This is a genomic window from Microbacterium sp. AC215 (assembly GCF_979258645.1).
This window is the reverse complement of sequence record NZ_OZ409869.1, coordinates 1275161-1288398: the sequence shown is the minus strand read 5'-3', so window position 1 is coordinate 1288398 and position 13238 is coordinate 1275161. Positions and strand designations below refer to the sequence as shown.

The window sequence follows — 13238 nt, the reverse complement described above, 5'->3', positions numbered from 1 at the left end:
CAGAGGCGGATTTCGGGCGTGTGAACAATTCTTTCATGATCGGATGCTCTTGCGTAGACTATTTCCATGCCCTCTTCGCATGCTCTCGTCGCCGTCGACCTCGGCAAGTCGCGCTGCCGGGCCGTGATCGCCGAATCATCCGGTGTCGACTCTGGCGTCGTCTCTGCCGCCGATGAGCGTCGAGTGCCCCGGCGTCCCGTGTACGACGGGATCGGGGCTCCCGGGCTCGCGGCCGCAGGCGGCGTCGACGCAGCTCTCGCCGCGATTCTGCCGATGAGAGATCATCTCGATGCACAGATCTCCGTGGTCTCGGTGGGTGCGGCCGGAGCCTGGGCCGCCCCCGAGGCCGCATCAGAGCTCGCCGCCGTCCTCGCCGATGCCTTTCACGTGCCCGTCGCGGTGACCTCCGACGTGGTGTCCGCTCATGCCGGAGCGCTCGGGGGCGGTGCGGGCGTACTGCTGATCGCCGGAACGGGCGCTGCGGCCCTCGGCATCGACGGCGAGGTGGCGACGCTGGTCGACGGGTGGGGGCCCGAGCTGGGAGACCTCGGCAGCGGATCCTGGTTCGGGCGCGAGGCGCTGCGTGCCGTCCTGCGCGCCTCGGTCGGGCTCGCGGTCGAGACCGTGCTCACCGATGCGGTTGCGGCGACGATCGGCGAGCCCACCGCGGTTCCCGCCTGGATCTCCATGGACGGGCCGGTGCCTCGCCGCCTCGCGACTCTGGCGCCGCTGCTCCTCGAAGCGGCGCAGAGCGGCGACGCCGTCTCCGCGGACATCGCCGCCGAGGGCATCCGCCTGCTCGTCGCGTCGGCGATCGCGGCGTCCTCGAGCAGTCGCGAGGTCGCCCTGCACGGAGGGCTCACCGACCACGTCTGGTTCCGCTCGTCGCTCGCCCAGGCGCTCCGCGCCGCTGACCGCACGGTCGTCGTCTCCTCCGGTGACGCCCTCGACGGTGCGCTCCTGCTCGCGGAGCGCACCGATCTTCCCCACGAAAGGTTCGTGCATCGTGCCGAATGAACACGCCAGACTGACCGCGCTCCTCGACGTCCTCTCGACGCTCGGCACCGAGGCGTCGACGACCGATCGCGGCGACCTCGATCTGCTCGACACCGATGAGCTCGTGCGGCGCATGAACGCGGAAGATCATCGTGTGCCGGCGGCCGTCGGCGAGCGGAGTGCGGAGATCGCCGCGGCGGTCGACGGCATCACCGCCCGCTTCCGCGCCGGCGGACGACTCATCTACCTCGGGGCGGGCACCGCAGGCCGCGTCGGAGTTCTCGACGCGAGCGAATGCCCGCCGACCTTCGGCACCGACCCCTCGATGGTGGTGGGGCTGATCGCCGGAGGCGAGACGGCCATCCGGTCGGCGGTCGAGAATGCCGAGGACGACGACGCGGCGGCAGCGGCCTCGCTGCGCGAGCTCGGCCTCACCGAGCGCGACGCCGTCGTCGGGATCTCGGCGTCGGGTCGCACCCCGTACGTCGTCGGCGGTCTGGAGTTCGCTCGGGGAGTCGGCGCGCTCACCGTGGCGATCGCCTCGAATCCGGCATCCGAGATCGGTGCGGTCGCCGAGATCGCGATCGAGGTGGTCACGGGGCCCGAGTTCATCTCGGGATCGACGCGTCTGAAGTCGGGAACAGCCCAGAAGCTCGTCGTGAACATGCTCACCACGCTGTCGATGATCAAGCTCGGCAAGACCTATCACGGCGTGATGGTCGATCTTCAGGCGACGAACGAGAAGCTGCGCGCGCGCTCGATCCGCACCGTGACGGAGCTCACCGGCGCAGAGGTCGACCAGGCTTCCGCCGCCCTGGATGCGGCGGGGGGATCGGTCAAGCTCGCGATCCTGATGGTCGCCACGGGGGCGTCCGCAGAGGCCTCGGCCCACGCGCTCGACAGCGCCGACGGCATCCTCCGTATCGCGATCGCCGCACTGTCGTGAGGGGTACCTTCGCCGCGTGCTTCCGCCAGGGCGTTCCCGATGACGACGCCGTGTCGACCGCCGAGGCCGACGCCGCGGCTCAATGGGAGCAGGTGCAGCCCTCGCCACCTCCGCAGCATCCGGCGTCCTCGGTGACGTGCGCCTGAGACGACTCAGGAACGTCCATGGCGGGGTTCTGATCGAGGAAGCCGTTCGGCTTGAACCAGAATCCGGCATAGTCGACCGGCATGATCGGCCAGTCCTCGGGGCGCGGGAAGTGCGTGAGTCCGAAAGTGTGCCACAGCACGATGTCCTCGCCGTCGAGCGAACGGTCGCCCGCCGAGTACTCCGGCAGGCCGGAGCCTCCCTGGTGCGCGTTCGGATACCGGCCGGCCGGCCAGATCTGCCCGTGTTCATGGCGGGTGGCCCAGAGATGCTTGGTCGCGAACGCCGCACGCGCGGCGACGGATGACGCGGGGTCGGCCATCAGCAGAGCGGTGGGCTCCGGGATCAGGTGATAGGCCGTGGGGCGGCCGACGTGATTCGTCCGAGTGGTGCTCTGCACCTCCCACGCGCGCGCGACCGAGGTGTCCGCCTCCCGCTGCGCCCCGCCCTCAGAGAGCAACGGAGTCTCCGACCACGTGAAGGCATTGCCGAACGGGTTGTCCGGCCCCATCGGGATGCGCTGCGCGTCGATCTCGACCAGACGGTTCTCCTCGCCGTCGACGGCGACATCGAGCCGTGCGCAGAACAGGTGCTGGTGCACCGGCGCGAAGACGCCCGGCGCGAGCTCGGTGGCGTGCTTCTGCCGCACCCCCGGTTCGCCGGCGCCGGCGAACACGATCCCGGTGGCCTTGGCGACGACCTCGATCGAGCCGTCGAGGGAGAAGTGCCAGTAGAACCCGTAGTCGTAGTTGCCGATCGTCGAGAAGTACGACACCACGAAGCGGCGCGAGCGGCGCACGTCCGAGCGGCCGGCGAGGTCGGTGTGCTTCCAGAGGATGCCGTAGTCCTCCTCGTGCATGCACACCACGTTCGGGATGCGCACCGGATGGCCGTGGTCGTCGGCGACATAGCCGTCGAGGTAGCGGATCACCCCCAGGCAGTCGCAGCCGAGCTCGAGGTGGTTCGCGTTCTTGCCGAGAAGGTACTCGCCGGCGTCGAAGTAGCTGATCCAGAAGCGCCCGGGTGCGGTGTCGCCGTAGGGCACGACCATCTCGGGCACGCTCGCCCGACTGAGAACCGACCGTCCGTCGAACCTGACGTCGTGCAGCACGAGACCCTCGCGAGCGTTGAAGCTCACCCGCATCGACCAGTTCTCCCACTCGACGAGCGAGCCGCTGACGGCGAAGCTGGGGCCTTCCGGCTGCGTGATCTCGATCGGCTTGAGCGAGGTGCGCGCGGCGCCCTGCACCTCGGGGTAGTAGTTTCCGTGGCCCGCCGGCACCGGCACGTCGCCCTCGTCGTCGATGCGGATCACGCTGTTCGTCGTGAGGTCGATGTGCACGACCAGCCCTTCGACGGGATGCGCCCAGGGGGAGTCGTGCTCGTCGTATTTGAGGAAGGTGAGAGAGCGGATGACCCGGCGGCCCACCTCATCGGCGCGGCCGGTGTACCCGGGTGCGAGCGGTCCGCAGAACGCGAGAGCCATGTGCGCGGCGAGCCCTCGGCGCGTCATCGCCGCCTGCCATTCTGGTGACGCCTTCGCGATCGCCTCAGCGCGCTCGTACTCCTCGAAGAGGTACTGGGGCTGGCCGTAGGGTGGCGCATCGTTGGGGACCCGCTCGGCGCGCAGCACCTCGCCGCGGGTGATCGAGACGACGACTTCGCTCGCGACGCCGGTCGCGGTGTCGAGCAGGGTCGCGTCGATGCGGCGATCGATGGGGGCGCCCGGCCTCCATGCGGCGAGCTCCTCCTTGGTGGACTCATCGGGCAGCAGCATCGGCACGCGGACGGTCTCGCCGAGCAGTCCGGCGGACTCGAGCACGGCTCGGGCCGCCGCGATCTCCTCGCCGGTGAGGGGGTCGAGCGGGTGCGGCGCGGCGATCCTGTCGATGGTGACGGGCTGGGGGTGGGACATCGGCGTACCTCACTATTTCGAGCGTTCGCTCAATAAACGGATTGGGTCGATGGTACGACGGCGCGGCGGGGCGCACAAGAGCACATCGTCAGCAGGCCGAGTGAGCGTGCGCGGCTGGCAGGTGTCGCGAGCGGGCGGGGTGTGGCAGTGACTCAGGCGCGCCAGGGCGCGAGGATGCTGTCGAGCACCGCGAGGTGAGCGTCCGCGCCACGGGGCTCGGTGACCTCCAGCACCTGCTGTCCGTAGGTGATCGAACGGAGCAGCGACATCACCGCGTGCTTCGGTGTGGTGGGGGACAGCTCGCCGTCGGCGACCGCTTCGTCGATGGCTTCGCTGATGCCGTTCTGCCAGGTCGCGCGAGTGGGGGACCCCGCGTCCGGGTCGGAGGCGAGGGTCGCGAGGCGCCCCCAGAATCCGACGACGACATACGCTTCCGTGCGCGTCTCCGCGTCGACGGGGAGGACCTCCCGCATGAGGGCGTCGAGTCTGCTCAGCCCGCGGAGCCCGGTCGTCACCGACCGGATGCGCTCGTCGGTGCGTCGGGTGATCTCCACAGCGGCTGCACGCACGACGTCGTCGAATCCGTCGAAGTAGTGCCAGAGAGAGCCGGTGGCGACACCGAGCTCTTTGGCGACCGCGCGAGACGACACCGCTTCATGTCCGTCGCGAGCGGCGACGGCGAGCAGCGCCTCGGCGATCTGCCGGCGGCGCTCATCGTGGTCTACGACGCGGGGCACATGCTCCATCCTGGTGCATGAGTCACGGGTCTCGCTATTTTGAGCGATTGATCAATATGATGCGTGTGTGGATCACCTCCTCCCCGCAGCACCGTGGCTGATGGCGCTCGCCGCCGTCGTCTCCGCCGCTGCGTGCATCGCCGTCTGGCGGGCTGTGCCGTGGCAGGGGAGGCAGAGCGCCCTGATCATGGCAGCGGCGATGATCGTGATCGCGGTGAGCGGTGGCGATCCGCTGATCGGCCTGGTGACCGCACTCGTGCTCCTCGTCTCCGCGATGCTCGGCACGGCGGGCGTGCGCGGAACGCCCGCGGCCGCCACCTGCTGCCACCGCGCACTGGTGTCGCTCGTCATGGCGATCTGCTCGTTCGAGAGCCTGTCGGCGGGTGACGGGCGTGGGGCGACGCAGTCGGTGGTCGAGTCAGGCGGCCACGGCGGGCATGGGCTCGACGGACTCCTCTCGGTGCTCGTGATAGCCGGAGTCATCGGCGTGGTGCTCTGGACGGTCGTCTCCGAGTGGGTGCTCGTGCCCGTGCATCAGGGGCGGACCGCCCGCCTGCTCGCGGTGGAGTCGTGGGCGATGGCGGCGGGAGTCACCGTGATGTGCGTGGGGTTCTGAGGTCGGCTCGGTTCCGGTAGCGTGGCCGGATGCCTCTCGCACTCGTTGCCGGCGCGGCGCGCGCGAACAGCATCGCCGCCGGTATCGTGCCTCGCCTCTGGAATGCCGGCTGGACGGTGGTCACGAGCGATCTCACCGATGCGGACGTCGCCGCTGACCTTTCGACTCGCGAGGGTCCCGAGGCGCTCATTGCGGAGGTGAACCGCACCCGCGGCACTATCTCCGCGCTGATCCTGAGCCATGCTCATGACGTGCAGTCCGGTGTGCTCGACACCACTGCCGAGAGCTTTGACCTCCGCCTCGCTGTCAACGCTCGAGCTAGTCTTCTGTTGATCGCCGCGTTTGCTCGGCAGGCTGGCCAGCACGGTGGAGCGATCGTCGCATTTACCAGTGATCACGTTACGAGCAACCTCCCGTACGGGTCGTCGAAGGGCGCTCTCGATCGGCTCGTTATCTCAGCCGCGCGGGAGCTAGGGACGCGAGGGATTTCAGCGAACGTCCTCAACCCCGGCCCGATCGACACCGGCTGGATGGATGACGACACGCGAGTCGCGCTCACTGAGGCGACGCCGCAAGCGCGGCTCGGACGGCCCGAAGACGTTGCGGCGCTCGTAGAGTTCCTGGTCTCGGATGAAGGGCGCTGGGTCTCGGGTCAGTTGCTCAAGAGCGACGGTGCGTTCTCGGCTCGCTACTGAATCCCCCTCTCCGTTAGCCTCGCACCATGGACGGGTCGCTGCCCACGGCTGCAGAATTCGCAACAGACGTCCTCGCTGTTCCCGCCGATGGCACCGCGAGCGGGCTGTTGATGGCTGCGGTGCTGGGCATCTTTCTCGGAATCACCGCGGTGTTCGTGACGTGGTACTCGATCATCGACCGCCGTCTGGATGCACAGCGCCGCAGGCGGGAAGCGTCAGTGCGCTCCGCCGAACTCGATCAGCACGACGCCCAGGGCGATCAGTGCGACGCCGATCGCCATCATGACTGAGAAGTGATCCTTGAAGATCACTCGGCCCAGGATCGCCGTGATCGCGACGCCGGCCGCTGACCATACTCCGTAGGCGACGCCCACCGGCATGCCCATGGCGAGGATCGTGCCGAGCAGTGTGAACGCGGCGAGATAGCCGACGACGATCACGGGGATCCACCCTCGGCGTCGGAGGCCTTCAGACGCGCGCAGACTGAGGGTCGCGGTGACCTCGCTCGCGATCGCGAGGGCGAGGAGCGCCCAGGTCACGACGCCACCTCGACCGGTGTCTCGCGTGAGTGGGATCCGAGCTCGACGAGCAGCACACCGAGCACGATCGCGCCGATCCCGATGATCTGCACCGTCCCGAGAAGCTCGCCGAAGAGCACCGTGCCCATGATCGCGGTGAGGACGACGCCGATCGCGGCCCAGATGCCGTAGGCCACACCCACGGGCATCCCTCGATCCAGCACGATCGACAGCAGCCAGAGCGAGCCGGTGTAGCCGATCACGACGGGGATCAGCCACAGCGGATGGGTGAAACCCTCGGCGGCCCGCAGCGACAGGGTGGCCGACACCTCGAGGACGATCGCGATCAGCAGCGGTGGCCACGCCGACGGGCGGGAGGGGGCGGTCATATGGAGCCTTTCGACGCGGGGCGTGCCCGGGGGACAACGCGTCGGATGGTCGCAGGATTCCCTGTCGTGTGGGTGAACGACGGGCGACAGGCCGCGATTTCAGAACCCTGCCGCGCGGCGCGTACCCTGGACGCATCCCCCGAAGCTCACCCGGCAATCTCGCGCGCCGGCGACCTCGGCGCGCTCACACATGCAAGGACGCAGATGAACGTAACCGCCGCACCCTACGACGACTGGACGGCGAGAGAAGAGCTGGCCGAGCGGATGATCCCGCTCATCGGCGCTCTCAAGCGCGAACGCGACGTGGTCACCTCCCTCCACGGCCACCGACTTCTCGGCCTCTCGGCCACCGGCATCGTCGAGGTGCACGACAGGGTGGCGCAGCTCGGGCATGAACAGCTCCCGCTCGACGAGACCCTCGGGGTGCTCGAGGCGGTACACGAACTCGCACCCGGTGCGTCGTCGCTCGACCTCGCGCGCCTCGCCGCGGGCCACGCCGACAGTGACCTGCCCCTCGACGCGTACCTGGCCGAGGTGCTCGCGCCGGCGATGGGTGCGGTCGCGGCAGCGCCCACCGACGTCGTGCTGTACGGCTTCGGTCGCATCGGGCGGCTGCTCGCCCGCATCCTCGTCGCGCACAACGGGGGTGGCAGCGGTCTGCGACTGCGCGCGATCGTGGTGCGTCGAGGATCCGAGAACGACCTCGTGAAGCGCGCGTCGCTGCTGCTGCGCGACTCGGTGCACGGCCGCTTCGCAGGCTCCGTGACGGTCGATGAGGACGCCGACCAGATCATCGCGAACGGCACCCGCATCCAGGTGATCTATTCCGACGACCCCTCGACGATCGATTACACGGCGTACGACATCCACGACGCGATCGTCGTCGACAACACGGGACGCTGGCGCGACGACGCAGGACTCAGCCGGCACCTGGAATCGACCGGCGTCGCTCGCGTGCTGCTCACCGCACCCGGCAAGGGCGCGCTGAAGAACATCGTGCACGGGATCAACGATGACACGATCGAGGCGGACGACCGCATCATCACCGCCGCCTCCTGCACGACGAACGCCATCACCCCCGTGCTCAAGGCGATCGATGAGGCCTACGGGATCGTGCGCGGGCACGTCGAGACCGTGCACTCGTTCACCAACGACCAGAACCTGATCGACAACTTCCACAGCGGCGATCGTCGCGGCCGCTCGGCCGTGCTCAACATGGTGATCACCGAGACGGGGGCGGCCAAGGCCGTCGCGCGAGCGCTGCCCGAGCTCGAGGGCAAGCTCACCGGCTCTGCGATCCGCGTGCCGACCCCCGACGTCTCGCTGGCCGTGCTGCACCTCGGCCTCGAGCGCCCCGCGGTCAAGGACGAGCTGAACGACTACCTGCGTCGCGTCTCGCTGCACTCGAAGCTGCGTCAGCAGATCGACTACGTCGAGAGCCCCGAGGTCGTCTCGACGGACTTCGTCGGCTCGCATCGCGCGGGCATCGTCGACGGTCTCGCGACCATCGCGGACGACCGCGACGTCGTGCTGTACGTCTGGTACGACAACGAGTACGGCTACTCCTGCCAGGTGATCCGCGTGCTCGAGGTCATGGCGGGCTCGCACCCCATCGTGCTGCCGGAACGTCGCGAGGTGACGCTGCACGGGTGAGTGCGCGATGTCGGTCGTGCCCGGCATGATGAGGGCATGAAGACCGCGACTCTGCGCGCCGAGCGGCTCCGCTCGCATCGTCTCAGCGCTCCGGCGCGCACGGTGACGGATGCCGCGTCGCACATGCTCGCGGTGCAGAGCCAGGACTTCACCGCCGGACGGTGGGTCCTGGCTTCGCGCACCCGTGGCGAGCCGCCGCTCCGCGCGGTCGACCGGGCCTTCGCCCGGGGCGACCTGGTGCGCGCGTGGACCATGCGCGGCACGCTGCACATCATCCCGGCGCGTGACCTGCGTTGGGTGCTCTCGGTGACCGCCGCGCGGCAGCGTCAGCAGGCGGCGGGCAGGCGTCGCGATCTCGGGATCGATGCGTCGATGGTCGCCGCGGTCGTGGCGGCGGCGGTGCCGCGTCTGCGCGACGGAGGACTCACGCGGGCCGAGATGTTCGAGGTGTTCGCCGGTATCGGCATCGATCCCGCCGGGCAGCGCGGCATCCATCTGCTGAGCGAGCTCACGCTCGACGGGCTGATCTGCCAGGGTCCGGTCGTCGCGCGCGATGGTGTGAGCCGGGAGCAGCGCTTCGTGCTCGTCGAGCAGCACATCAGCGAGCATGCGGCGCCCGACGATCCGCTCGCCGAGCTCTTCGTGCGCTACATCGACGGGCACGGTCCGGCCGGCGTCGCGGACTTCGCCTGGTGGTCCGGCCTCACGCTGGGGCAGGCGCGCGAGGCGCGAGATCGCGCGGCGGCGCGCGTGGCCGAGGTCGACGAGGGTATGTTCATCGGCGTCGCTCGTCCGCGGCGGTCATCGAGTGCCCCGGCGGTGCTGGCGCTCGGAGCCTTCGACGAGTACTACATCTCCTACGCCGACCGCACGGACGTCTGCGCCCCTGAGCATCTCGCTCTCGTCGGGCCGGGCAAGAACGGCATGGTGCGGGCGACGCTCGTCGCCGACGGCCGGGTGATCGGATGCTGGACGCACGCGAGCGCCTCGCTCGGGTCTCCGCCGGAGCTCTTCGACTCAGTGCCGGATTCGCGGCCGGTCGACGACGAGGCGGTGCGGGCGGCCCTCGCTCGGTTCACGCGCTTCCTCGACGGCTGAGTCGCCGAGTCGGCGCGGATCACTCGCTCGCGTGACGTCCGAGGAAGTTGTAGACCTCGTTGTCATCGACGCCGGGGAACGCGCCACGGGGGAGCGGCGAGAACATGTGGGTGTGCACGCGGGCGCTCGGCCAGGCCTTCCCGTTCCACCGTTCGGTGAGGTCGGCCGAGGGGCGGCGGCAGCACGCCTCATCCGGGCAGGTCGAGACCGCGCGGTCGGCGGTCTCGCGCCCACGCCACCAGCGCGCGTCGTCGAAGGGAACGCCCACCGTGATCGAGAACTCGCCGTCGGTCGAGGCGCCGGTCTGCGTCGAGCACCAGAAGGTGCCGGAGGGTGTGTCGGTGTACTGGTGGTGTTCGTTCGTGCGGTTCTGCTGCGTGAACGCCGCGCGCGCCTGGAACTTCCGGCACACCCGCTGGCCCTCGACAGCGCCCGTGACGTCCATCGGCAGGGGGAGGTCGTCGTTCTCGTAGACCCTCGTGATCGCACCGGTGGCGTCGACACGGAGGAAGTGCAGTGACATGCCCAGGTGCTGGGTGAGGAGGTTCGTCATGCGCATCCCGGCCGCTTCGTGGGTCACGCCGAATGCGTCGCGGAAGTCTTCGACCGCGAGGTTGCGATCCTTCTTCGCCTGCTGCAGGAAGGCGACGGACGCCGTCTCGGGCATCAGGCACGCGGCGGCGAAGTAGTTGATCTCGAGCCGCTGCTGCAGGAAGTCGGCGTAGTCGGTGGGCGGGGTGTGGCCGAGCAGTCGGTGCGCCATCGCCTGCAGTGCCATGGACCGCAGGCCGTGACCCCCGGGGATCGATGCGGGCGGCAGGTAGATGCGCCCGTTCTCGAGGTCGGTGACCGAGCGGGTCGAGTGCGGCAGATCGTTGACGTAGATCAGTTCGAATCCGAGCTTGTCGGCCATGATGCTCACGGTGCGGTGCGTCAGCGCGCCCTGTACGTGCCCGGCGGACCGCAGCTGCTTCTCGGCGAGTCTCTCGATGTCCGCGAGGTAGTTGTTCTGCTCGCGCATCCGCAGACGCAGCTCGGTGTTCGCTCGTCTGGCTTCTTCGGGCGTGGCGATCGCCTCTCGTTCGCGTCGCTGGAGTTCGCGATGAAGGCCCAGAAGCGACTCGATCGTCTCGTCGCTCATCCCCTTCGTGACGCGCACGGGGGCGATGCCGAGCTGCCGGAACACCGGGCTCTCCTGGGCGCGTTCGAGTTCGATCTCGAGAGCGGCGCGACGGTTCGGCGGCTCGCCCGAGATGAGGTCGGTGACCTCGGTGCCCGTCGCCAGCGCGATGGCCTGCAGCAGCGAGAGCTTCGGTTCGCGCTTGCCGTTCTCGATCAGGCTCAGCTGCGAACCGGCGACGCCGACGAGTGCGCCCAGCTCATCGAGCGTGAAGCCCTTCTCGAGGCGGTGGTGCCTGATGCGGTGGCCGAGAGTCGCGAGGTGGATGCCGGAAGGAGCCATTCCTTGATACTAGCGAAAGAAGCGTGATTCTTATCGCCCGGAATGGCAGAAAGTCGTGCACGAACCGGAAGAAGATGGAACAAACGCCCCTCACTTCAAAGGAGTAGTCATGGCGATCGCCGAAGTCTTCACCCCCCGAGCATCATCTGTCGCACCTGTGCGCACCTTCGGGACGGCTCCGACGTATGACACCCCTGCGATGGCAGAGCTCGCCGCCTGGGTCGATGAGATCGCGGCGCTCACGCAGCCGGCCTCGATCCACTGGGTCGACGGCTCGCGTGCCGAGAACGACTGGCTGCTGCGCGGGCTCGTCGACGAGGGCAAGCTGATCAAGCTGAACCCCGAGTGGCGTCCCGGCTCGTACCTCGCCCGCTCGCACCCCAGCGACGTCGCACGCACGGAGGGCCGCACCTACATCTCGTCCGAGAGCGAAGAGGATGCCGGCCCGACCAACAACTGGGCTCCTCCTGCGCAGATGCGCGAGAAGATGACCGAGATCTTCGAGGGATCCATGCGAGGCCGCACGATGTTCGTCGTGCCCTTCTCGATGGGGCCCGTCGGGGGACCGCTCTCGCACATCGGCGTCCAGGTCACCGACAGCGCCTACGCCGTCGCGTCGATCGGCATCATGACGCGCGTCGGCGATGCGGTCACCCGCCAGATCGCCGACGGCGCTCCGTGGGTCAAGACCGTGCACTCCGTCGGCGCGCCGCTCGCTGCGGGAGAGCCCGACGTCGAGTGGCCCTGCAACGACGACAAGTACATCGTGCACTTCCCCGAGACGCTCGAGGTCTACTCCTTCGGCTCGGGCTACGGCGGCAACGCGATCCTCGCGAAGAAGTGCTTCGCCCTGCGCATCGCCTCGGTCATCGCCCGCGACGAGGGCTGGCTCGCCGAGCACATGCTGCTCATCCGGGTGATCGATCCTACGGGCAAGGCGTACCACGTGGCTGCGGCGTTCCCCTCCGCGTGCGGCAAGACGAACCTCGCGATGCTGCGCCCGACCATCCCGGGATGGCGCGTCGAGACGCTCGGCGACGACATCGCGTGGATCCGCCCCGGTGAAGACGGCCGCCTCTGGGCGATCAACCCGGAAGCCGGGTTCTTCGGCGTCGCGCCGGGCACGGGCGAGTCGACGAATGTCACGGCGGTCGAGACCCTCTGGGGCAACACGATCTTCACGAACGTCGCACTCCGCCCCGACGGAGACGTCTGGTGGGAGGGTCTGACCGATCAGGCGCCCGCCCACCTCACGGACTGGGAGGGCAACGACTGGACGCCGGACTCCGGCCGCCCCGCCGCGCACCCGAACTCGCGCTTCACGGTCTCGGCCGCGCAGTGCCCGCAGATCTCGGAGGACTGGGAGGAGGCGGTGCCGCTCGACGTGATCCTCTTCGGCGGACGTCGGGCGACCAATGTGCCGCTCGTCGTCGAGGCCACCGACTGGACCCACGGCGTGTTCCTCGGCTCCAACATCTCGTCCGAGCGCACCGCGGCTGCGGAGGGCAAGGTCGGCGAGCTGCGTCGCGATCCGTTCGCCATGCTCCCGTTCTGCGGCTACAACATGGCCGACTACTTCGGTCACTGGCTGAAGGTCGGCCGTGGTCTCCGGTTCGACCGCGCACCGCGCATCTTCCAGGTGAACTGGTTCCGTCGTGGCGCGGACGGCCGCTTCCTGTGGCCCGGATTCGGCGACAACTCGCGAGTCGTCGACTGGATCATCCGTCGCGTCTCCGGCGAGGTCTCGACGGTCGACAGCCCGATCGGTCGCCTGCCGCTGATCGAGGACCTCAATCTCGACGGCATCGACGTGCCCGAGGCCGACCTCGAGGAGCTCTTCTCGATCGACACCGACGCCTGGAAGACCGAGGCCGACCTCACCGAGGAGTTCTACGACACCTTCGGCGACAAGGTCCCCGCCGCCCTCCGGGCCGAGCTCGCCTCGCTGCGCTACCGCCTCGACAAGGCGTGACAGACCGGGCGCCGGTTCGGGGGAGCCGGCGCTCCACGGCCCCCGTGGCCCCAGACCCGCGAAGGCGGGACGTCAGAGACGAACCCATGGCTGAGTG

At 69.0% G+C, this 13238-nt stretch carries 12 protein-coding genes; 7 read left to right on the top strand and 5 right to left on the bottom strand.

Translation table 11 applies throughout. The features are described from left to right. The first annotated feature begins 66 nt into the window (after positions 1 to 66). Both ACZZZF_RS06480 and murQ read left to right on the top strand, forming a co-directional pair. Positions 67 to 1017 carry a BadF/BadG/BcrA/BcrD ATPase family protein gene (locus ACZZZF_RS06480; protein WP_463497611.1) on the top strand — a complete coding sequence of 317 codons (951 nt, stop codon included), beginning with the start codon at positions 67 to 69 and terminating at the stop codon, positions 1015 to 1017. Then, positions 1007 to 1942 carry an N-acetylmuramic acid 6-phosphate etherase gene (gene murQ / locus ACZZZF_RS06475; protein WP_463497609.1) on the top strand — a complete coding sequence of 312 codons (936 nt, stop codon included), beginning with the start codon at positions 1007 to 1009 and terminating at the stop codon, positions 1940 to 1942. The genes ACZZZF_RS06480 and murQ overlap by 11 nt, the downstream gene beginning before the upstream one ends. 79 nt (positions 1943 to 2021) lie before the next feature. Here the strand turns inward: murQ and ACZZZF_RS06470 are convergent, their stop codons facing one another. Continuing rightward, on the bottom strand, positions 2022 to 4001 hold the full coding sequence (locus ACZZZF_RS06470; RefSeq protein ID WP_463497606.1) for a primary-amine oxidase: 1980 nt from the start codon (positions 3999 to 4001) through the stop codon (positions 2022 to 2024). A gap of 152 nt (positions 4002 to 4153) precedes the next feature. Next, a complete protein-coding gene (locus ACZZZF_RS06465; RefSeq protein WP_222839151.1) occupies positions 4154 to 4747 on the bottom strand; it encodes a TetR/AcrR family transcriptional regulator in 594 nt (197 codons plus the stop codon). A 58-nt stretch (positions 4748 to 4805) separates the two neighbouring features. Between ACZZZF_RS06465 and ACZZZF_RS06460 the strand changes: the two genes are divergently transcribed. Both ACZZZF_RS06460 and ACZZZF_RS06455 read left to right on the top strand, forming a co-directional pair. Beyond that, on the top strand, positions 4806 to 5354 hold the full coding sequence (locus ACZZZF_RS06460) for a hypothetical protein (RefSeq protein ID WP_463497604.1): 549 nt from the start codon (positions 4806 to 4808) through the stop codon (positions 5352 to 5354). Positions 5355 to 5383: 29 nt separating this feature from the next. Then, a complete protein-coding gene (locus ACZZZF_RS06455; protein ID WP_463497602.1) occupies positions 5384 to 6049 on the top strand; it encodes an SDR family oxidoreductase in 666 nt (221 codons plus the stop codon). Positions 6050 to 6264: 215 nt separating this feature from the next. Here ACZZZF_RS06455 and ACZZZF_RS06450 read toward each other — a convergent pair whose 3' ends face one another. After that, positions 6265 to 6588, bottom strand: a complete 324-nt coding sequence (locus ACZZZF_RS06450) for a DMT family transporter (protein WP_372984270.1) — start codon at positions 6586 to 6588, stop codon at positions 6265 to 6267. Beyond that, entirely contained in the window at positions 6585 to 6956 is a 372-nt protein-coding gene (locus ACZZZF_RS06445; RefSeq protein WP_372984271.1) for a DMT family transporter, read from the bottom strand. Before ACZZZF_RS06445 ends, ACZZZF_RS06450 begins: the two co-directional genes overlap by 4 nt. Positions 6957 to 7160: 204 nt before the next feature. Here ACZZZF_RS06445 and ACZZZF_RS06440 point away from each other — a divergent pair, with 204 nt between their 5' ends. Together ACZZZF_RS06440 and ACZZZF_RS06435 are read left to right on the top strand one after the other, a co-directional pair. After that, positions 7161 to 8609 carry a glyceraldehyde-3-phosphate dehydrogenase gene (locus tag ACZZZF_RS06440; RefSeq protein WP_463497599.1) on the top strand — a complete coding sequence of 483 codons (1449 nt, stop codon included), beginning with the start codon at positions 7161 to 7163 and terminating at the stop codon, positions 8607 to 8609. A gap of 36 nt (positions 8610 to 8645) precedes the next feature. Continuing rightward, the gene (locus ACZZZF_RS06435) at positions 8646 to 9707 is read left to right on the top strand and encodes a winged helix DNA-binding domain-containing protein (protein ID WP_463497596.1); all 1062 of its coding nucleotides are present in this window, start codon (positions 8646 to 8648) and stop codon (positions 9705 to 9707) included. 19 nt (positions 9708 to 9726) lie between these two features. On the opposite strand, the gene ACZZZF_RS06430 is transcribed toward ACZZZF_RS06435, so the two are convergent. Further along, the gene (locus ACZZZF_RS06430) at positions 9727 to 11169 is read right to left on the bottom strand and encodes an XRE family transcriptional regulator (RefSeq protein ID WP_056277833.1); all 1443 of its coding nucleotides are present in this window, start codon (positions 11167 to 11169) and stop codon (positions 9727 to 9729) included. Positions 11170 to 11278: 109 nt separating this feature from the next. Between ACZZZF_RS06430 and ACZZZF_RS06425 the strand changes: the two genes are divergently transcribed. Continuing rightward, the gene (locus ACZZZF_RS06425) at positions 11279 to 13141 is read left to right on the top strand and encodes a phosphoenolpyruvate carboxykinase (GTP) (RefSeq protein WP_053095471.1); all 1863 of its coding nucleotides are present in this window, start codon (positions 11279 to 11281) and stop codon (positions 13139 to 13141) included. Positions 13142 to 13238: the final 97 nt, after the last annotated feature.

Excerpts from the sequence above, each read along its gene's own strand:
- ACZZZF_RS06480 (WP_463497611.1), top strand. The coding sequence starts at position 67 with ATGCCCTCTTCGCATGCTCTCGTCGCCGTCGACCTCGGCAAGTCGCGC.
- ACZZZF_RS06470 (WP_463497606.1), bottom strand. The coding sequence starts at position 4,001 with ATGTCCCACCCCCAGCCCGTCACCATCGACAGGATCGCCGCGCCGCAC.
- ACZZZF_RS06465 (WP_222839151.1), bottom strand. The coding sequence starts at position 4,747 with ATGGAGCATGTGCCCCGCGTCGTAGACCACGATGAGCGCCGCCGGCAG.
- ACZZZF_RS06455 (WP_463497602.1), top strand. The coding sequence starts at position 5,384 with ATGCCTCTCGCACTCGTTGCCGGCGCGGCGCGCGCGAACAGCATCGCC.
- ACZZZF_RS06445 (WP_372984271.1), bottom strand. The coding sequence starts at position 6,956 with ATGACCGCCCCCTCCCGCCCGTCGGCGTGGCCACCGCTGCTGATCGCG.
- ACZZZF_RS06440 (WP_463497599.1), top strand. The coding sequence starts at position 7,161 with ATGAACGTAACCGCCGCACCCTACGACGACTGGACGGCGAGAGAAGAG.
- ACZZZF_RS06435 (WP_463497596.1), top strand. The coding sequence starts at position 8,646 with ATGAAGACCGCGACTCTGCGCGCCGAGCGGCTCCGCTCGCATCGTCTC.
- ACZZZF_RS06430 (WP_056277833.1), bottom strand. The coding sequence starts at position 11,169 with ATGGCTCCTTCCGGCATCCACCTCGCGACTCTCGGCCACCGCATCAGG.
- ACZZZF_RS06425 (WP_053095471.1), top strand. The coding sequence starts at position 11,279 with ATGGCGATCGCCGAAGTCTTCACCCCCCGAGCATCATCTGTCGCACCT.